16 protein-coding genes are annotated in these 19375 nt (G+C 43.7%); 7 read left to right on the forward strand and 9 right to left on the reverse strand.

What is annotated here, in order from left to right; all coding sequences use genetic code 11:
- Nucleotides 1–141: 141 nt before the first annotated feature.
- Nucleotides 142–1218 (reverse strand): PQQ-dependent sugar dehydrogenase, encoded by a 1077-nt coding sequence (locus AAGA51_RS06015; RefSeq protein WP_042488436.1) that lies wholly within the window; start codon nucleotides 1216–1218, stop codon nucleotides 142–144.
- Between the two features lie 264 nt (nucleotides 1219–1482).
- Between AAGA51_RS06015 and AAGA51_RS06020 the strand changes: the two genes are divergently transcribed.
- From AAGA51_RS06020 to ihfA, 4 genes are all read left to right on the forward strand, one after another.
- On the forward strand, nucleotides 1483–2601 hold the full coding sequence (locus AAGA51_RS06020) for a GGDEF domain-containing protein (RefSeq protein WP_042488439.1): 1119 nt from the start codon (nucleotides 1483–1485) through the stop codon (nucleotides 2599–2601).
- A gap of 291 nt (nucleotides 2602–2892) precedes the next feature.
- Nucleotides 2893–3876 (forward strand): phenylalanine--tRNA ligase subunit alpha, encoded by a 984-nt coding sequence (pheS, locus tag AAGA51_RS06025; protein ID WP_042488441.1) that lies wholly within the window; start codon nucleotides 2893–2895, stop codon nucleotides 3874–3876.
- Nucleotides 3877–3894: 18 nt separating this feature from the next.
- A complete protein-coding gene (pheT, locus tag AAGA51_RS06030) occupies nucleotides 3895–6282 on the forward strand; it encodes a phenylalanine--tRNA ligase subunit beta (RefSeq protein ID WP_042488442.1) in 2388 nt (795 codons plus the stop codon).
- A 446-nt stretch (nucleotides 6283–6728) separates the two neighbouring features.
- Nucleotides 6729–7025 carry an integration host factor subunit alpha gene (gene ihfA, locus AAGA51_RS06035; RefSeq protein WP_042488443.1) on the forward strand — a complete coding sequence of 99 codons (297 nt, stop codon included), beginning with the start codon at nucleotides 6729–6731 and terminating at the stop codon, nucleotides 7023–7025.
- Nucleotides 7026–7118: 93 nt separating this feature from the next.
- Here ihfA and AAGA51_RS06040 read toward each other — a convergent pair whose 3' ends face one another.
- Nucleotides 7119–7892 carry a phosphoribosylglycinamide formyltransferase gene (locus AAGA51_RS06040; protein ID WP_042488445.1) on the reverse strand — a complete coding sequence of 258 codons (774 nt, stop codon included), beginning with the start codon at nucleotides 7890–7892 and terminating at the stop codon, nucleotides 7119–7121.
- Nucleotides 7893–8213: 321 nt separating this feature from the next.
- On the opposite strand from AAGA51_RS06040, the gene AAGA51_RS06045 reads away from it, so the two are divergent.
- A complete protein-coding gene (locus AAGA51_RS06045; protein WP_042488447.1) occupies nucleotides 8214–8861 on the forward strand; it encodes a thiopurine S-methyltransferase in 648 nt (215 codons plus the stop codon).
- 91 nt (nucleotides 8862–8952) lie between these two features.
- On the opposite strand, the gene purT is transcribed toward AAGA51_RS06045, so the two are convergent.
- The 3 genes from purT to AAGA51_RS06060 form a co-directional block, all read right to left on the reverse strand.
- Nucleotides 8953–10128: a formate-dependent phosphoribosylglycinamide formyltransferase gene (gene purT / locus AAGA51_RS06050; RefSeq protein ID WP_042488450.1), complete on the reverse strand. Its 1176-nt coding sequence runs from the start codon at nucleotides 10126–10128 to the stop codon at nucleotides 8953–8955.
- Nucleotides 10129–10232: 104 nt separating this feature from the next.
- Nucleotides 10233–11546 (reverse strand): ferredoxin reductase family protein, encoded by a 1314-nt coding sequence (locus AAGA51_RS06055; protein WP_042488452.1) that lies wholly within the window; start codon nucleotides 11544–11546, stop codon nucleotides 10233–10235.
- Between the two features lie 112 nt (nucleotides 11547–11658).
- Nucleotides 11659–12534: an AEC family transporter gene (locus AAGA51_RS06060; RefSeq protein ID WP_042488455.1), complete on the reverse strand. Its 876-nt coding sequence runs from the start codon at nucleotides 12532–12534 to the stop codon at nucleotides 11659–11661.
- Between the two features lie 326 nt (nucleotides 12535–12860).
- Here AAGA51_RS06060 and AAGA51_RS06065 point away from each other — a divergent pair, with 326 nt between their 5' ends.
- Both AAGA51_RS06065 and AAGA51_RS06070 read left to right on the forward strand, forming a co-directional pair.
- Nucleotides 12861–14528 carry a CHASE4 domain-containing protein gene (locus AAGA51_RS06065; protein ID WP_255209403.1) on the forward strand — a complete coding sequence of 556 codons (1668 nt, stop codon included), beginning with the start codon at nucleotides 12861–12863 and terminating at the stop codon, nucleotides 14526–14528.
- An 89-nt stretch (nucleotides 14529–14617) separates the two neighbouring features.
- Nucleotides 14618–15610, forward strand: a complete 993-nt coding sequence (locus AAGA51_RS06070) for an EAL domain-containing protein (protein ID WP_342291552.1) — start codon at nucleotides 14618–14620, stop codon at nucleotides 15608–15610.
- 70 nt (nucleotides 15611–15680) lie between these two features.
- On the opposite strand, the gene cdd is transcribed toward AAGA51_RS06070, so the two are convergent.
- From cdd to sbcB, 4 genes are all read right to left on the reverse strand, one after another.
- The gene (gene cdd / locus AAGA51_RS06075) at nucleotides 15681–16568 is read right to left on the reverse strand and encodes a cytidine deaminase (RefSeq protein ID WP_042488459.1); all 888 of its coding nucleotides are present in this window, start codon (nucleotides 16566–16568) and stop codon (nucleotides 15681–15683) included.
- Between the two features lie 205 nt (nucleotides 16569–16773).
- Nucleotides 16774–17451: an LrgB family protein gene (locus AAGA51_RS06080; protein ID WP_042488461.1), complete on the reverse strand. Its 678-nt coding sequence runs from the start codon at nucleotides 17449–17451 to the stop codon at nucleotides 16774–16776.
- Nucleotides 17451–17816, reverse strand: coding sequence for a CidA/LrgA family protein (locus AAGA51_RS06085; protein WP_042488464.1), 366 nt, complete (start codon nucleotides 17814–17816; stop codon nucleotides 17451–17453). Before AAGA51_RS06085 ends, AAGA51_RS06080 begins: the two co-directional genes overlap by 1 nt.
- Nucleotides 17817–17865: 49 nt before the next feature.
- On the reverse strand, nucleotides 17866–19290 hold the full coding sequence (gene sbcB / locus AAGA51_RS06090; RefSeq protein ID WP_042488467.1) for an exodeoxyribonuclease I: 1425 nt from the start codon (nucleotides 19288–19290) through the stop codon (nucleotides 17866–17868).
- Between the last annotated feature and the right edge of the window lie 85 nt (nucleotides 19291–19375).

Raw genomic sequence — 19375 nt, forward strand, 5'->3', positions numbered from 1 at the left:
CTCATTTAGTAGAGCGCAAACCTTGCCAAGGTTGAGGTCACGCCTATTAGTTCAAAAGAACGGGAACCTCGTGTGTCGCTACAGAATAAAAAAGCCTCGATTATTTCGAGGTTTTTTTATGTCTGTAATTTATCATTCATTTTAACTGTCAGGCATTAGGCGATATATGTTGCCGCTGTCGGTAGTGAAATAGATCCAGCCGTCAGGGGAGAGTTTGATATCTCTGATTCGCTCTTGCAGATCTTCCAGTAATCTCTCTTCTTTAATCGCTGATTGGTTCTCATCCATGGTAATTACATTGATGTGTGTGAGTTTCAAAGCTCCGGTTAAGAGTTTGCCGTTGAGTTTAGGGTAGCGATCGCCTCGGTAGAGTAATAAACCACTTGGAGCGATGGAAGGAATATAAACCTTGGCGGGGGATTCAATACCTTCCGCTTCTTTGCTTTCGCCCACATCTAATGGTCCCCAATACTCCTTACCATAAGAGGTTTTTGCCCAGCCGTAGTTAGCGCCTTTCTTGATGAGGTTTATTTCATCACCACCGCGAGGGCCGTGTTCAATTTCCCATAAGTGTTGAGTTTGTGGATCAAAGAACAAGCCTTGAGGATTTCGGTGTCCATAACTCCAGATCTCTGGGCGTGCATTTCTGACTCCGACAAACGGGTTATCCTGAGGAACCGTACCATCTAAATTGAGACGAAGAATACTTCCTGCATGGGTAGAAAGATCCTGACCATTGGGCCTTTTACCTCTATCTCCCACGGTGAAAAACAGATGCTTATCAATAAAACTGATCCGGCTGCCAAAGTGGCGGGAAGTGTCAGAGTTTGACGTGGTGACCAACAAATTATTCCACTGGGTCACTTTATCGCCATTGAATTTTGCTACGGCTAATGTGGTATCTGCGCCAGTATTCGTTCGTTTACTGTAAGTGAAGTAAAACGTTTGGGGATCATAGGGAGAGAGGGCAATGTCAAGCAGGCCGCCTTGTCCTTGTGCTGCAACATCTTCAATTTGAAGTAATTCCGTCTTTGTCCCTTTGCTCAAATCAACGAGCAAAATTTTCCCATTGCGTTCGGTCACAAAGGCTTGGCTTTCATTTAAGAAACTTATACTCCACGGTACCAATAAACTTTCCATCACCTTTTCTGCTCGATATTGTGCCTGAGCTGTAATGGAAATTACGCAGAGTAATAGAAGCCCAAATCTTTTTTTCATCAAACGTGCTCTTATCTTTGGTTAATACCTGAAAAAGCATAGCTAGGAATGGAAAGAGATGCTTGGTGTGGCGACTTCGAATTTGTGTGTAAGTATTTCAAATCTGTCGTATCAAGCAGATAGGAGTGAGCCAATCTGTGCTTCAAATACAAAATTTTAAACATTGCTTAACGTATAGTGCTTAACTATAAGACGTTAACATTACATATTTTATGGATATATGAGTGTGAATATTTCGCACTGGTGAAAGGAACAGAAACACAGATGAAGTCGTTTGAGTGGGATAAGCATTTTGAAACGGGTCTCAGCGAAGTTGACGAACAGCACTTGTATTTGGTCGGGTTCGTTAACCAATACGGAGGACTGCTGTCAGAGAATAACGTGTCAACAGATGATGTGCGTAAGGCACTGTTTGAATTAGCACGCTATGCCGAGTTTCATTTCAAAGAAGAAGAACAATTGATGCGTAATGCTGGCATCGCTGAAGAGCATCTCAGTGAACATATTCAGGTTCATCGCTCTTTTATGCTTGAGATTAATAGCATGCAGGCTTTTATTGCCGACGACGATCACCGACCAGCAGTTCTGCTACTCGAATTCCTTATTCATTGGTTGGCCTATCATATTTTGGGTATCGATCAGAGTATGGCTCGACAGGTGAAGGCGATTGAAGCAGGAGAAGATCCTTTCGAAGCCTATAAGCGAGAACAACGCGAAAGAGATGCGGCTATTGAACCACTTCTTAATGCGTTGAATGGTTTGTTTCAGCAAGTCTCTGCTCGCAACAAAGAGCTGGTACGTTTGAACCAGTCACTTGAAGATAAAGTTGAAGAGCGCACTCGTCAGTTGCATCGCGCCAACAAACAGCTGGAAAAGCTTTCTTTAACTGACAGCCTGACTTCTTTGCCCAATCGCCGACAAGCGATGCAGCAGCTCCAAGAGTTTTGGTTACGCTCGGTAGAGGAGGGTACCAACCTTACCTGTATGATGATCGACGCGGATCATTTCAAACACGTCAATGACACGTGGGGACATGATGCAGGAGACTCTGTGTTGATAGCGGTTTCCCGCTGTCTAAAACAGAGATTTCGCAACGATGATATTGTTTGCCGCTTAGGCGGTGATGAGTTCTTTGTTATCTGTCCTAATACCGATCTAGAGGGTGGGTTATATATCGCACAGCAAGTATTGGAGGAGATTAATCAACTTAAAGTGTCAGTTGGAGAAGACAGTTGGCAAGGCAGTATCAGCGTTGGTGTGGCTCAGTGTGATTCAGACATGAAGGAATACACAGCGCTAATGAGCCTTGCAGATAAAGCTTTGTACAAAGCCAAACAGCATGGACGAAATCAAGTCTGTTTCGCAAAATTTGAAAGCATTTAAATTGGGGTCAACAGACCCTAATTTTATGGCTTAAATAGGCCTGACATTTCATGATTCGAATATTCCTCTTTTTTGTCTAACTTCTATCAAATTTTCTTGTTTAATATTTAAACGAAAGTGCAGCTGAAGCGTATTTCAATTTGGCTTTGACGCCAGCTTTCGATACTATGTACAGCTATTTGAGATATCCCAAGAAACCCATTCGGTAACTCTTTGTGGCTCCCTTTTTTGGAGTCGAAGGAACCCTTTTGGGCTCCTTATGGAAACTGCTAATCAGCAGACGAGGAAACGATGCAACATCTACAAGAGATTATTGCTAATGCGACAACAGCGATTGAAGCTGCGTCGTCGTTAGTTGCACTTGATGAAGTGCGTGTTCAGTATCTGGGTAAGAAAGGTGAACTAACGGTTCAACTTCAAAGCCTAGGTAAGCTACCACCAGAAGAACGTCGTACAGCTGGCCAAGAAATCAACGTGGCTAAAGCTGAAGTTCAAAAAGCGATCGCATTGCGTAAAGACGCTCTGCAAAGCGCAGAACTTGAAGCTAAGCTAGCGGCAGAAACTATCGATGTGACACTACCTGGTCGTCGTATCGAAAATGGTGGTCTTCACCCAGTGACTCGCACTGTCGAGCGTATCGAGAAGTTCTTCGGCGAACTAGGCTTTAGCACTGAATCTGGCCCTGAAATCGAAGATGCATTCCATAACTTTGATGCGCTTAACATTGCAGAAGATCACCCAGCTCGTACTGACCACGATACATTCTTCTTCAACCCAGATTTGATGTTGCGTACTCACACTTCAGGTGTACAAATCCGTACGATGGAAAATGGTAAGCCACCATTCCGTTTCATCGCTCCGGGCCGTGTATACCGTAATGACTACGACCAAACACATACGCCAATGTTCCACCAAGTGGAAGGTATGTTGGTTGATGAGAACGTAAACTTCGCTCAGCTAAAAGGCATCTTGAACGATTTCCTATGCAATTTCTTCGAAGAAGAAGTTGAAGTCCGTTTCCGTCCTTCATACTTCCCATTCACTGAACCTTCAGCAGAAGTTGACGTGAAAGGCAAAAACGGCAAATGGCTAGAAGTACTAGGTTGTGGCATGGTTCACCCTAACGTACTGCGCAGTGTTGGTATCGACCCTGAAAAATACTCTGGTTTCGCCTTCGGTATGGGCGTAGAGCGTTTAACTATGCTTCGTTACGGCGTTAACGACCTACGAGCGTTCTTCGAAAACGATCTTCGTTTCCTTAAACAGTTCAAGTAATTCAAGGGTAAATACACAATGAAATTCAGCGAATCATGGCTTCGTGAGTGGGTAAACCCAGCGGTTACTACTGACGAACTAACGCACCAAATCACTATGGCTGGTCTAGAAGTCGATGACGTACTTCCAGTGGCTGGCGAATTCACTGGCGTAAAAGTCGGTTACGTTGTTGAGTGTGGTCAGCATCCAGATGCAGACAAACTGCGCGTGACTAAAGTTGACGTGGGTGAAGAAGAACTTTTAGACATCGTTTGTGGCGCACCAAACTGCCGTCAAGGCCTTAAAGTTGCTGTAGCAACTGTAGGTGCTGTACTTCCGGGCGATTTCAAAATCAAAAAAGCAAAACTACGTGGTCAACCTTCGCACGGCATGCTTTGTTCATTCTCTGAACTAGGTATCGACGTTGAGTCTGAAGGCATCATGGAGTTGGCAGAAGACGCAGTTATCGGCACTGATTTCCGTCAGTTCCTAAGCCTAGATGACGTAACGGTTGATGTTGACCTGACTGCAAACCGCGCTGACTGTTTCAGCATTCGTGGTATGGCTCGTGAAGTCGGTGTTCTAAACCGCGCAGACGTCACTGAACCTTCAGTAGCGCCAGTTGCACCTTCAATCGACGATGTTGTATCAATCGAAGTGAAAGCACCAGCGGCATGTCCACGTTACCTTGGTCGTGTAATCAAGAACGTAAACGTTCAAGCTGAAACACCACTTTGGATGCAAGAAAAGCTACGTCGTTGTGGTATTCGTTCAATCGATCCAGTTGTAGACATCACAAACTACATTCTTCTAGAGCAAGGTCAGCCAATGCACGCATTCGACCTAGCGAAAATTGAAGGTGGTATTGTTGTTCGTCTTGCTGAGCAAGGTGAAAAGCTAACTCTGCTAGATGGCACAGAAGCAGAACTTAATGCGAATACCCTAGTTGTTGCTGACCACAAACAAGCACTAGCTATTGCTGGTATCTTCGGTGGTGAAGGTTCTGGTGTAAATGCTGAGACTAAAGACGTTCTATTAGAATGTGCATTCTTTGCTCCAGACCATATCCGTGGTCGCGCTCGTGGCTACGGTCTGCACACGGATTCTTCAATGCGTTTTGAACGTGGTGTGGATTTCGCACTACAAGTAAACGCAATGGAACGTGCAACTCAGCTTCTTGTTGACATCTGTGGTGGTGAAGTAGCACCTGTTGTTGCTGTTGAGTCTGAAGCAGACCTACCTAAGCCAAATACAGTAACACTGCGTCGCACTAAACTGGATAGCCTGTTAGGTCACCACATTGTGGATGCAGAAGTGGTTGAGATCCTTGAACGCCTAGGTATGTCTGTTGAAGCAACAGAAGCAGGTTGGACTGCAACAGCGCCAACATGGCGTTTTGATATTGCGATTGAGCAAGATTTGATTGAAGAAGTTGGCCGTATCTACGGTTACAACAAGATTCCAAACCAAGCGCCGATTGCAGCACTAAACATGAACGCTCAAAATGAAGCGAACCTTCCGCTTAAGCGTGTTCGTGATCTTCTTGTTGACCGTGGTTACCACGAAGCAATCACATACAGCTTCGTTGAACCTGAGCAGCAAAAACTGATCGTTAACGATGTTGAACCTCTAATTCTGCCATTCCCAATTTCTGCGGACATGTCAGCAATGCGTTTAGGCCTTATCCAAGGTCTGCTAAACACTGTGGTTCACAACCAAAAACGTCAACAACCACGTGTTCGTCTGTTCGAATATGGTCTGCGTTTCATCCCATGTGAGACCGCAGAAAACGGCATGCGCCAAGAGCCGATGCTTGCAGGTGTTATAGCGGGTACTCGCGGTGAAGAACACTGGGGTATGGAAACAGCAACGGTTGATTTCTTCGATCTGAAAGGCGATCTAGAAGCGATTCTTGAGCTCTCTTCGAATGAAAAAGCGTACAGCTTTGTTGCGACTCGTCATCCTGCTCTACACCCAGGTCAATCTGCTGCGATTATCGTAGATGGCAAACAAGTAGGTGTGATTGGTACTGTTCACCCTGAGCTTGAACGCAAGTTTGGTCTGAATGGCCGCACAGTTGTGTTCGAAATCGAGTGGAATGCAATTAACTCACGTGTGATTCCTGAAGCAGCTTCAGTATCGAAGTTCCCTTCAAACCGTCGTGACATTGCAGTCGTTGTTGACGAAAACATTGCTTCTGGCGATATCGTAGCGGCATGTTTTGCCTCTGGTGGTGAACTTCTTAAAGATGCAAAACTGTTCGACGTATACGTAGGTAAAGGTGTTGAAGAAGGTAAGAAGAGCCTTGCTATCGCACTGACGCTGCAATCCGTTGAACGTACGCTAGAAGAAGCGGATATTGCTGCAGCAGTAGAAGCTATCGTTAAAGCGGTATCTGAGCAGTTTGGCGCGAGTCTACGCGACTAATAAGTACTAAAGCAGTTCACGCATTAAAAGCAGGTTATATAACCTGCTTTTTTTCGCCGCTATGATGAGAAACTGACGTGAAATTGTCTCCAGTTTAGGAAAAATGTAATTTATTGATAAATAGCTAAATTGTTCTGGTCTGGACGCAAAATTTTTTAAAATCACACAATAAGATGAAAATTCTTTAAATTTAAATTATTTAAGGATTTTAATGTTGTTTTTGTTTTTCATTATCGGTTTTATAGTTTTAAATTATGCTTATATGGGTATTATATGTGTGTGATTTAATGCTGTTGGAAGTTAAGCTTAAATAAAAAAGTTGGCGAAAATCATAAGCTTGGCATACACTTTTCTCGTAAAGCCGATATGTCGTTGATTGGCTAAGCAAAATTGCTCTGGCGCTGTCGTTAGACAGCAAGGTTTAACATAGCTTTGAGGGAAGTTTTATGGCGCTCACAAAGGCCGAATTGGCTGAAAACCTGTTCGAAAAACTCGGGTTTAGCAAACGGGATGCCAAGGAAACGGTTGAAGTGTTTTTTGAAGAAATTCGTAAAGCACTAGAAAGTGGCGAACAGGTAAAACTCTCCGGTTTTGGTAATTTTGATTTACGAGACAAGAATGAACGTCCTGGTCGAAATCCAAAAACGGGTGAAGACATTCCGATTACCGCTCGACGAGTTGTTACGTTCCGTCCGGGGCAAAAATTAAAAGCCCGCGTAGAGAACATAAAAGTCGCGAAATAGTCGCCAGTATTAGACCACGCCATATCGCGTGGTCTTTTGTTTATATGAAGTGTTATATTAAGTTTCAACCACCCCTGACGGTGGTTGATGTTTTTATGCTGCTTGAATATGTGTGGTGATATAAGGCTGCCAAGCCTGTTGGTAAAGGTTTTTCGATTCACTACGCATACGTTTTATCTTGGCTGTTTCGAGTGAGGTTAGTGGACGTTGTTCGCGTTTTGCCACACGCTCAATGTGCTGGATTTGTTCATAAAGCTTATGTTCTGCACCATTTTTCACATTTGCAATCGCTTTTAAGTGAAACTGCACTTCCGCAATAATACCCGTCTTAGGTAACTCGATCAGAATATTCAAATCACGATAGCCAGAAGGGGCCGGTGATTTAAAACGATTCTTCACTTTGACAATGGTTGCTTCTTTACTCAGTGACTCATAAGCATCCATAAGGCTGGATACATCGTTCGCTACAATGGTTGCTCGCGCTAAATCAGTGATTCGGGCAGCGTTACCATCAAGTTCGGTAATCACTTTTTCTTTGGCTCTGTGGGCGGATTTCACTCCTGCAAAGTAGGCTTCGGTGGATGTTAATAGCGCGGTACTTTTACATAAGGTTTCGAGTTCTGCCTGCGCATAGTGTGACTTGCTGTAGAGGATATCGAAGTCGTTATAGGGTTGATATATGGCTTCTTTCGAAGTGGCAATAGAATACAAGCCGCTTAAGCTGTGTTTAAAGCGCTTAGAGGTGAGTTGATTTTCAAATTCACCGCCTTGTGCCTCTGCTGGCATGGTAGGGGGCACAGCCGCGAATGCCGGTGCTCGGCTCAATACTAGAAGCATTAGGGCCGCAGTACGTAGGAACTGGCTCATTCACTCTCCTTGGTTTGTGCTGAAAAATCAAAAGTGGCATTTAAGGGCGCGTTTTTCAGATAGCAAATTTCAAGAAGCTGTAATAATCAAATGGGGCTGTAAGCTTTGAATTCAATGCAGTTTGCCGACTCAATATGGTTATTGTCTATCAGTTCACATTTTTAGCGTGTGTAGGTAAGAGCATTGATGAGCACTTATAGTTCCTTACCCGGTTGTAAATGAATGTTTCTGATTATGCGAAATGAGATTTGACTATCTCTGTGAATGAGAAATGGTTACCCTTATGGGCCGAATAAAACCAAACACATTTAGAGAGCGTTGATGAAAGATCCAGAATTCTGGCATAGCAAATGGGCGTCCAATCAAATTGGTTTCCACCTTGATGACGTGAATCCGTTATTGATAGAACACTGGCACAGAACAGAGCCCAAAAGAGAAGATAAAATCTTTGTTCCTTTATGTGGTAAAAGTGAAGACTTAGTGTGGCTGGCGACAAAGCATAATCAAGTGCATGGCGTAGAACTAAGCTCTATTGCTGTTCGTTCTTTTTTTGCTGAGCATTTCTATACTCCGTTAGTGATTCAACTGAATGCGCACCATGAGTTATATCAGTTTGATGAGCTATCAATTTATACCGGCGACTATTTCACAGCACCTGTAGAGACATATGATATTGTTTACGATAGAGCTGCGCTTGTTGCTCTGCCAGAAGATATGCGTAAAGAGTATGTAGAACGACTCAAGTCGTTGTTAAATCCGGGTGGACGCATTCTGCTCGTCACATTGGATTACGAACAACACGAAATGGCTGGGCCTCCTTTCAGTGTTCCTCAAGAGGAAATAGAGCAATTGTTTGCAGAGTTCTCTGTCGAAAGGTTGCATCAGGACAGTGCCAATCCACAGCATCCTAAAAGAGCCAAAAAAGGTTTATCTCGATTTGCAGAAGAGGTTTGGTTGATCAAAAGCTGAACCCTGAAACAAAAATAACCCAGCAATGCTGGGTTATTTTTTAGCGCTTAGCCTTCACCGAGAGTGGTGTTGATGGCTTCAGGCGTTTGGATTAGTAAACAATCTTCACGGCTTTCGCGCATTCTAATGCTTTGTCTACCGCTTCGGTTGTATCTTTACCACGCGCAAGTGCAACACCTAAGCGACGACGACCATCAATGTCTGGTTTGCCAAACAGGCGAATTTGGGATTGAGGTACTGACAGCGCTTCACCAATGCCTTCGAAGCGAATGTTGGTTGACGTACCTTGACCAAGAATCGCAACTGAAGCCGATGGACCATATTGGGTAATTTGACCGATAGGCATACCTGTGAATGCACGAACGTGCAGAGCAAACTCAGACACATCTTGAGACATCAAGGTCACTAAACCGGTATCGTGCGGGCGAGGAGAGACTTCGTTAAAGATAACGTGGTCACCTTTGACAAACAGTTCAACACCGAAGATACCGTATCCGCCGAGTGCATTAACAATTTGCTCTGCCACATATTCTGCCGCTTTAAGAGCGTTTTCAGACATCGCTTGTGGCTGCCATGATTCACGATAGTCACCATCTTCCTGACGGTGGCCTATTGGCGCACAGAAATGAACGCCATCTATAGCGCGTACGGTTAATAGAGTAATTTCATAATCGAAGTCGATGAAGCCTTCAACGATAACGCGACCAGCGCCAGTGCGACCACCTTCTTGCGCATATTTCCACGCAGTCTCAATGTCTGCTTCCGTTTTAATGACGCTCTGGCCTTTGCCTGAAGAGCTCATTACCGGTTTACAGACACATGGAATACCCACATGTTGAACCGCTGCGACGAAATCCTCATAGTTATCAGCAAACTTAAACGGAGAGGTCGGCAAAGAAAGCTCTTCAGCGGCAAGACGACGAATACCTTCACGGTTCATGGTAAGGCGTGCTGCTCTCGCTGTCGGAACTACATTCAAGCCTTGTGCTTCAAGTTCAACCAACTTTTGAGTTGCGATAGCTTCAATTTCAGGAACTACGTAGTCAGGCTTTTCTAGTTCGATGATCTTTTGAAGTGCTTCACCATCAAGCATGTTAAGAACATGGCTGCGATGAGCGACTTGCATTGCCGGGGCATCAGCATAGCGGTCGCATGCAATCACTTCCAGACCTAAGCGTTGACATTCAATTGCCACTTCTTTGCCAAGTTCACCAGAGCCAAGTAAAAGTACACGGGTTGCATTGTCACGTGTAGCAGTCCCAAACATAGTTATTCCTTTTTAATTCTGTAGTAGTCACTAAAAACTGCCGTCATCATACTGGAATATCTCGCAAAAGCAAACGTTTGCGCGGTTTTCCTCTACTAGCGATATCATCGCATTACAAACCGTTCTGAATGATAGTTTTGTTTATTAAGCCCTAAGCCTAAAAGCCTATTTTTCAGTGTGTTACCAAAGTTAATCGGCCCACAAAAACTGACGCTGGCTTGAGACAAATCAACGTGCTGAGCGACTCGGTCTGCACATAGGAACTCATTATGGCTGGCGGTATAGATATGCAGCTTCACACAAGACGACTTGCTGACTAATTTTTCCAGCAAGTGAACAAAGTATGTCTGGTCATCATTGTCACGACAGTAGAACAAATCGATGTGTCTGCTGGTTGAATGAGGCAGGTGAGTCAAGTAGTGTAGCCACGCTATAAAAGGTACGATACCGATACCAGCACCAATCCAAACTTGGTTTGATGATTTTGGTATTTGGAAGCGACCATAGCCACCTTCAACAGCAACTGCTCTGCCCACCGACAAAGAGTCATAGAGCGCATGAGTGTAGTCACCGAGATCTTTTATTGCGAACTCTATTTCTTGGTTGTGGGAATCGTAGTTAAGCACCGAAAACGGGTGTGGAGCTTCGCCATCATTGAAGTTGAGATAAGCAAACTGTCCTGCACGATACTTAATCATTTCGTTGAGCTTTATTTTTACATGCAACACCCGAGATTGGCTTGCTTGATCATGAATGCGTTGAATAGCAGTCACTTGACCATTGACTATGCGAGCACGCCCAATTGAACCTGTTAACGAAACAAACGCACAGATAGAACCTACAATTGCGGCTAGCCAAATTACTGAGTTAAGGCCAGCTGAACTCCATTGATAATCAAGCAAAAACACACTGTGAAACGATCCTGCGAGGAAAATAGCGCCACCTAGTTTATGTGTAAAACGGAATTTCCGATAACTGATCGCTTGGATAAGACTAATGGCGACAAACGCAAGAAAGACATAAAAAGTGTATTCGCCAACCACTTTTGCCCAGTGGGTCCAATTAATACCTTCAACAAGTTGTCCCAGACGTTGCCTTTTCTGTTGACCTTCAATGAGTTCTAGGCTGACCAACCATTTCGCTGATTTAACTAATACCCAATGCATAACCATGGTGACTAGAGCACCAATACCCATCTGTTTATGAATGGCATAGCCTTTATCTAGCCCGTTTACATATTCTTCGACTCTTGGAATACGCATCGCCAGCAGCATTGCCACTGCCATATAAGCAAAGCCAAGTGCGCCTGTAAACATGGTGAGTTGATGACGCCAGAAGAAGTAATTGGCATCGGGTTGCCATGTAAGCCATACGGATGGAAGCCATAACAGTATGATGAGTAGCGTGATTTTTTTCATGACAATTATTCCACGTGTTTCTTATGGTTTAATTGTAGTTCTGCGGCTTCGGCTAGGACATCGACTTTATCTAGTTTTACTTTGGTTGACCTAAGTTTACATATCGCATTCTCTATAGTGAGAAGGCAAAAATGAGTAACAGAGGCAGGGTGAAAATACTGAGGAAATTACCAAACAACACCATTGAGGCGACGTTGGTTGCTTCAATCTTGTATCGCTCCGCAAACAGATAGTTCATGACTGCTGGTGGAAGCATAGTGAATAACACCATCATTTTTAACTGCATGGGCGGTAAAGGAATGAAGTAGTAAATACAGCTAAATGCGATAGCACCAGTAAACAGTGATTGAGCGGTAGAGATCAGTCCCACTTTGAAGCCAGCCATTTTCATATTGGTCATCTGTGCGCCTAATGACAGCAACATCACAGGCACTGCAGCCTGACCAAGTAGCTTTGTTGCTTCATATAACGGTTCCCAGACATGAGTTCCTGACAAGTTAAGGCACATGGCAACAGTAGCAGCGATAAACACAGGAGCCGTAAAGATCTGCTTAAATGAACCTCCTTTACTTAATACCGCAAGCCCGATACTGATGTGTAAACAGGCAGAAACAACAAATAGCAGCACCGCAGAAGAAAGAGCTTGCTGGCCGAATGCGTAGGTGAAGAGTGGGATGGCTAAGTTACCGCTGTTTCTGAACATATGCAGTGGAGCCCATGCTTTAAAGTTCCAACCACCAAGTTTGCATATCGGAATCATAATCAAGCCGGGAATGAGCACAGATATTAAAGAGGCATAAATCAGGGGAAGCTCTGAGCGGCTAAGTGGCATGGTGGACAATGAAGAGAATACCAATGCTGGAACAAAGGCATCCATATTGATTCTGTTAATCGGGCGGAAATCAGGTTTGAGCCAACGACCAATGAGATAGCCAATAATGACCAGTGCCATTACAGGGAAAAGTATCCGAACGACTTGTTCAAACATAGGTATCCTTACGAGTGTTTGACACGAAGAAAGTCCAAATTATCAGGCTATTAACCAATCGTCATTGGCGTAGACGTCAATCTGTGCGCTTCGTATATAAATGCTGAAAAGTACGGCGCTACAGAGTTGAACAAGCTAAATGACCGGCAGATGAGTATGTAAACGATGGTTTACACAGCAAATTAATACTCAAAAAGAGGTATTGGTTCCAAATATTGATGAGATTTATAATTTATTTCATTTTGTAATTAGACATATATCATTAAATTCTTATGTGATATGTGTTATTTGTATCGCAAATAATAACTTGAGAGTTGATGCGCTCCTTGAATAAATCATCCCGCTTACGCTTTGTTACGCTACACACGAAAACTGCATTTTTATTTGCAGTTGGACTGGCTAGCATCATTTTCAGCAGTCTTTTTCTTACCCGTTATTTCTTTTTATACAGTCTGAATGAACTAGAAAATATTGAGATCCACAGGGCGAGCTCACAAGCCTATGCTGTTATTGATTCGTTAAGTGTTAGGCAGGAAGAAGCTTCCCATGACTGGGCTTACTGGACTGAGACTTACGATCTTCTCACTCAATCTGATACCGGTTTTGAAGAACGCAACTTGTATATGGAAAGCCTTGATTCGCTTGGGCTAGATTTCATGTCCTTTATTAATAGTCAGCATGAGTATGTGGCTGGCCTTGGGCGGGACATTGAAGACCCCAACGCATTCACACAAACACTGCTAAAAGATAAGGGCGTTGCTCAACATCTGAACAAAATGAAACGGGTTCTGGATAGCGGGAAAAGCGGTACTTATGGATTAATTCGTGAGGGTGACGATATTTGGGTGGTTAGTGTTACACCAGTGCGTAACGGAACCAGTGAAGCAGAGTTTGCAGGATGGATGTTGTGGGGACAGCATTTAACTGACCGTTTCCCATCAGACTTTGCTGGCATCTTAACGGCTCAAAACTCCATCATTACTGATCTCGATGAGACGAAGCATCTTGATGAACATATTCATGAAGAGGGTATAGATGAGCACGATGACATCGATGTTTTCCATACAGATTCAGAGCTTTACCACTATACATCGTTAACCAATATTTATGGTGAAGAGATTGCGGTTTTAAAATCACGTGAACCGCGTACCTATTATCAAAAAGGTGAATCGGTCTTTTACTATCTCATCATTGCTATTGGTGTGGTCACCACTCTTGTTTCTATCGTTATTTTCATTTTGTTCCGTAACAACGTGGGTAAAAGATTCAGCTACTTTGAACAAGACATAAAAGCACTGATATCGAGTGATGAAGTGAATCTTGAAGGTCATCGAGATGAGTTTGAACGCATCACGACTTTAGTACAGTTTTTGGCTAATAACTCCTCAAAAACTGAAGGCAAGCTAAAAGATACGCTGCAAAAATTCGAAGCGCTATACCACAGTCAAACACTGGGTATGGTACTTGTCGTCGATCAAATGATCGCTGACGTGAACCAAGCATTATTAGATTTGCTTGGCTATCAGCGTAGTGATTTGGTTGGTCAGCATGTAGAAACGCTGTGTGCTCACAGTAGTGATTCTATTTGCAGCGCTGAACAATTATTTATCAATTTGAGTCAGGGCTTACGTCAGTTTGAAGCGGGGCTTAACAACTGTTATGGCGAAACCGTGCACTGTGTGATTGAAGCGACCCAATTTGAACAAGACGACAAGATGGCTGTTATGTTGTCGATAAAAGATATCAGTGAGCAGAAACAGCAAGCGGTATTAATAGACTCCCTCACTCACCGAGATTCGGCAACAGGACTATTGAATCGACCAACAGTGATCAATCTTATTAAGGGATTTTTCCAAGGTTCAGATCAAGAACAGAACTACTCAATCGTCTATTTCAACGCTTCTAGGCTCAAAGAAATCGATGAAGTCTACGGACATCTGGTTCATGACAGTGTTTTAAAACACCTTGCTGACAACTTGCTGATAACTTGCTGATTCGATTTGGTGACGAGTTCACAGGGCGTATCAGTGAAAATGAATTCTTAGTTTGGTGCGTAGAAAAGGATTATCGACAGCTGGAAAGAATGGCAAACCGGTTGCTAGAAAGTTATTCATCGAAGATCAGTGTTTCTGGTTTTGAGTTCGATATTGGCTTAAAAGCAGTGTTTGTTCGTTCTTCTTCAAGTTTTGCTAACTTTGAGGATTTCAGCTATGTCGGCCTTTATGCTCTGACAGAAATAAAATCGACGGGTAAAAGAGGGCTTGTGACGGTTGATGAGAGTCTGATTAAAAGATCACAAGAGTCACTTGCTCTAAATCGCGACATAATGAAAGCACTTAAAAGTGGTGAAATCGTTGCTCATTATCAACCTATTGTTCACGCGAGTACTGGACAGGTCGTAGGTTTCGAAGCGCTCGCAAGGTGGCGCCATCCAACATTAGGAATGGTCTCTCCGGGACTGTTTGTCCCGCTGGCGGAACAACGTCGATTGATTGTTGAGTTAGGCGAAGTGATTCTTGAGCAGGCGTGCGAGTTTATCAGTGATATACAGCAAAAGAGCGACAGTTCTTCGCAAAATAGAATGAGTATTCATGTGAATCTGTCGACACCTCATTTCCATCATAAGAGCTTGGTGGAGACTTTGGTCAACCTGATAGAGAAATACCAATTGTTACCGGGGCAACTGGTACTGGAGTTAACAGAAAGTATTCTTTTAGGTGCTGAAGATGAGATCGTTGAACGTATGGAGGCGATTAAATCTTTGGGTGTTCAATTGGCACTCGATGACTTTGGTACGGGATACTCTTCATTTAGCTCACTATGTAACTTCCCGCTTGATATTATCAAGCTTGATAAATCATATATTGATAATTTGGATGTCAACGACAAAGCAAAAACCTTAGTCAGGAACATCATTCACATGTCGCAGGAGCTCGGTATGACAACGGTGGCTGAAGGGGTTGAAACGGCTTCACAGCTTCGTAAGCTCAATGTCTGGAACGTGGATGAAATTCAAGGATATTACTTCTTCAAACCTATGGATAAACACCAAGCTTTAGAAAAGTTTGCCAAGTAGGTTCAAAGAGGCCGTTGCTGAGAACAAAAAAGCCAGACAAAAGTCTGGCTTTTACATGACTGAGGTACTGTTAAAGTGCGATGTAGCTTAGTTGCAAAGAAGAACTCAGTGATGCAAGCGTAGCTTGAGTATCGACAAAGTGACTCACACTGCCTTTCTCGAGTTCAGCCAGTGTCGCAGCTTCGATGTTGTCAAAAGATTCGCCAGCCATTCTCATCTGAATTAAAGCGACTTGAAGTGGCGGTAAGCTTGGGTTAAACGCCGCGTTTTCAGCATATGCACCCAAATAAGTTTTACCGGACGATGATTTCAATGCCACACCACTTAAATTTTCAGAGTATGGGGCATAGCTGCCGTTGAGTGCCGCTACGGCCGATTGCATCAGCGGGTCTAATTCCTCGCACTTGTAACCGTGGTCGCTTTTGTTCATCAGCACTTGAGTGATACCTAGGTCAGCAGGGCCAAAAGATTCTGGCAAGTAGTATTGCAGAGAGTTGGCATCACGTTTTGGTAACTGAATCATCAAGCTTTTAGAGGTGGTAAGTTCGTTCATGAATTGACGACAGTGACCGCAAGGACTGTAGTTCACAGTGATATCACTGATACCTTCCTCACCCTTCATCCAAGCATGGCTGATAGCTGCTTGTTCTGCGTGAATGGTTTGCCCCATCTGAACTTTTGAGAATTCCATGTTGCCGCCGAAATAGATGCGGCCAGACAATCCACGAGCTAGAGCTCCAACATAAAATTTCGAAATAGGTACGTAAGCATATGCTGCCGCAAGAGGCAGTAATTCAATACGAAGGTCTGCGTCACTCATTCCTGTAACGGAAAGTAGTTGCTTAAATTGGTCAGGAGATAGAGTAGCGTCAAAATCATCAGCTAATACGATTGGCGATAAAAACTCCGCCATCGGTCGTTGCATGTCTGCTAATGCCTGTTCAATACGGCCTTTCATAGATATTCCTAATTAATACATTGAGCTTTAGTTTAGGGGAATACACTAGATTTACTGCGATCAAAATCTCATTATTAGATGCAACGTGTTACATGTTTACATAATTAGAGTGATGTCACACATGAGAGGCGAGGTAAGGAAGAATTTGGCTCAGACTCTATGGGAAATGCAGTCTGAGCCTAAATTAGATAGAGATGACAATGAGTTAGTGAACAAACCAAAGTACAAAAGCAAATAAGCTAGGCGCTAGAACTGAGGTTATGACACCACAGACAACCAGAGCGAGTGAACTAAAAGCCGCGTCTTTCTGATCTTTTTCCGCACAAGTCGCTGTGCCGAGGGCGTGGGAGACATTACCCATGGTTAATCCTCGAGCAATAGGATGCGTGATATTCAGTAAGTTATAAATTGGGTACGCCACAATGGCGCCAAATACACCGACCAGCAGAACCATGATGGCTGCAATAGCTGGTTCTCCACCTAAATTGTTTGCGACTTCCATCGCTATCGGTGTGGTGACAGATTTACCCATTAGTGCTGCAATTAAAGCGATATCAACATTCATTAACGCGGCAATGATCCCTGTTGTCAGCATAGAAAGCACGCTTCCGACACCACAGGCAAGCATGATGATTTTCCAGTTTGCACGAATCTGAGGAAGTTGTTCATACAAAGGGTAAGCTAAAGCAACGACGGCAGGCTGAAGCATATAGTTCACCCATAGGTTGTCTAGCTCGTAAGTCTCGTAGGGGACTTTTAGCAACATGAGCACAGGTATAATAATGCCAATGCTTATCAACAGTGGATTGGCAAACGGTGAATTCAGTTTACGAGCGATCCATCTAGAAAGAAAGAACACCGCTATAGTGACTAGCAACCACATCATTTGCCTCCTTTTTTCAAAATGCGATCAAGAGAGAAGGCTAGGATCACAAGTACTAACGTAGTGCCACCGATGGCGCTAGCTAAGATAGACCAGATGTTGTTTACCAATATGTCGAAGTGCACCATTAGACCGACACTGGTCGGGATGAAAAGCAGAACCATATAGCGAATGAATAAACTCGCACTTGGTTTCACCCAAGATGACGGTAAGAGTCCGCTCGACATGAGGCCAAACAGGATCAGCATGCCAATAATACTGCCAGGAATAGAAATACCTAACCAAGATTGAAGATTATTACCTGCCAGCAAACAGAGAAATATCATTCCCATTGATACCAGGTATTTAAGTGCGGTTTGAGCCATGAAACGTTGTTGCCATTTATATGTATAGAAAAACCTAGGGGGTTAGCCTCTAGGAAACGAGTTTTGAGACGTATTGATAGACGGATTTTAAAATAGCAATTTTCTTTTCGTCACTCTCATGCTCATGAACTAAGTTTTCTAAATTGAGCATGTAACCTTCAATTCGCGACTCATAAAAATCACGGCAGTGATTCGCCCAGCGACGCTGTTCATTTTCATCCAGTGTCCATGGGAAGTGACGGGCACGATAACGGAATAATAAAGGTTCAATTCTCTTGTCCGCAAAAGTGATATCCAGTGCTGCCAAATTTTCTGGTGGTGTACCGCGGATAATTTCCATCGACGCTTTATCCGCCGGAGAGAAGAAACCGTCGTACAACTGCGTATCGACATCGGAGCTCTGTTCATATTCACGCTCAATCGAAAACAGAGAAACTAGCTTTTCTCTGATCTCTGGATGCTGGCGAATCAGTGCTAAGTTCGCTAAACACTGTTCGCGATTGATGCCTATTTTGTCTGCATTTTCGGCGGTAAGCGTTTTTGCAGGTGCAAGAATAGGGCACTTGTTGAGATGAACCAATTTGACAGGGACAGGCAGTTCGTCTGGAGCGAGTTCATCGCGTTTTGTATAAAGACGCGTATGCAATTCTTCACTGGAAAGTTCTAGTAATGGCTGAGGATCTTTGGCTAAGTCAGCCACAATCACAGCATTTTGATTGGTTGGATGCCAAGCAATAGGAACAATCCAACTGGTGTATTGGCATTCTCTGCCTAACATTCCGGAGACATGCATTAGTGGTGTCATATTGACGATATCCACCAACTCATTGAGTTTGCGCTTATGGCGCATAGTAAAGAAATAATCAAATAGCTTTGGTTGTGCGGCTTTGACTTTCTTAGCCAGTTCGATAGTGGCGATCACGTCAGCCATCGCATCATGCGCATTTTCGTGTTCAATACCATTGGCTTTTGACAGATGTTCAAGTTTGAAACTGGTAAAACCCTCTTCGTTTTCAGGCCAAACAATGCCTTCTGGACGAAGGGCATGGCAAGCACGCATCACATCGAGTAAGTCCCAACGTGAGTTACTGTTCTGCCAGCTCCAAGAATACGGATCAAAAAAGTTGCGATAGCAAGTATAACGCGTGACTTCGTCATCGAACCGAATGCTGTTGTAACCAAGGCTGGTGGTATTTGGCTGAGAAAGTTCGTGATGAATACGAGCAATGAACTCTGGCTCTGGTAGACCTTGAGCCATCGCCTTTTGTGGCGTGATACCTGTAATCAGTGCCGCTTCAGGTGCAGGTAAATAATCGCTAGGTAGTTGGCAGTAGATAACTAATGGTTCACCGATAATATTAAAATCCATATCGGTACGTACGCCAGCAAACTGACTAGGACGATCTTTCGCTGGGTTAGTGCCCCAAGTCTCATAATCGAAGAAGAAGTAAGTTGGCGAGTTTTCCTGCTGCATGTGTGATTACCAAATCGCTGAAAGATTTACAGGTATTAGAACATCCCCCATACGACTAAGCAATCACCATGGCGTGTCGCAACCG

The organism is Vibrio diazotrophicus (genome assembly GCF_038452265.1).
GTDB classification, from domain to species: domain Bacteria; phylum Pseudomonadota; class Gammaproteobacteria; order Enterobacterales; family Vibrionaceae; genus Vibrio; species Vibrio diazotrophicus.

Coding starts and splice junctions, on each gene's coding strand:
- ihfA (WP_042488443.1), top strand. CDS start 6,729: ATGGCGCTCACAAAGGCCGAATTGGCTGAAAACCTGTTCGAAAAACTC.
- AAGA51_RS06060 (WP_042488455.1), bottom strand. CDS start 12,534: ATGTTTGAACAAGTCGTTCGGATACTTTTCCCTGTAATGGCACTGGTC.
- AAGA51_RS06045 (WP_042488447.1), top strand. CDS start 8,214: ATGAAAGATCCAGAATTCTGGCATAGCAAATGGGCGTCCAATCAAATT.
- pheT (WP_042488442.1), top strand. CDS start 3,895: ATGAAATTCAGCGAATCATGGCTTCGTGAGTGGGTAAACCCAGCGGTT.
- AAGA51_RS06080 (WP_042488461.1), bottom strand. CDS start 17,451: ATGTGGTTGCTAGTCACTATAGCGGTGTTCTTTCTTTCTAGATGGATC.
- AAGA51_RS06070 (WP_342291552.1), top strand. CDS start 14,618: ATGGCAAACCGGTTGCTAGAAAGTTATTCATCGAAGATCAGTGTTTCT.
- AAGA51_RS06040 (WP_042488445.1), bottom strand. CDS start 7,892: ATGAGCCAGTTCCTACGTACTGCGGCCCTAATGCTTCTAGTATTGAGC.
- cdd (WP_042488459.1), bottom strand. CDS start 16,568: ATGAAAGGCCGTATTGAACAGGCATTAGCAGACATGCAACGACCGATG.
- pheS (WP_042488441.1), top strand. CDS start 2,893: ATGCAACATCTACAAGAGATTATTGCTAATGCGACAACAGCGATTGAA.
- AAGA51_RS06055 (WP_042488452.1), bottom strand. CDS start 11,546: ATGAAAAAAATCACGCTACTCATCATACTGTTATGGCTTCCATCCGTA.
- AAGA51_RS06020 (WP_042488439.1), top strand. CDS start 1,483: ATGAAGTCGTTTGAGTGGGATAAGCATTTTGAAACGGGTCTCAGCGAA.
- purT (WP_042488450.1), bottom strand. CDS start 10,128: ATGTTTGGGACTGCTACACGTGACAATGCAACCCGTGTACTTTTACTT.
- sbcB (WP_042488467.1), bottom strand. CDS start 19,290: ATGCAGCAGGAAAACTCGCCAACTTACTTCTTCTTCGATTATGAGACT.
- AAGA51_RS06015 (WP_042488436.1), bottom strand. CDS start 1,218: ATGAAAAAAAGATTTGGGCTTCTATTACTCTGCGTAATTTCCATTACA.
- AAGA51_RS06085 (WP_042488464.1), bottom strand. CDS start 17,816: ATGGCTCAAACCGCACTTAAATACCTGGTATCAATGGGAATGATATTT.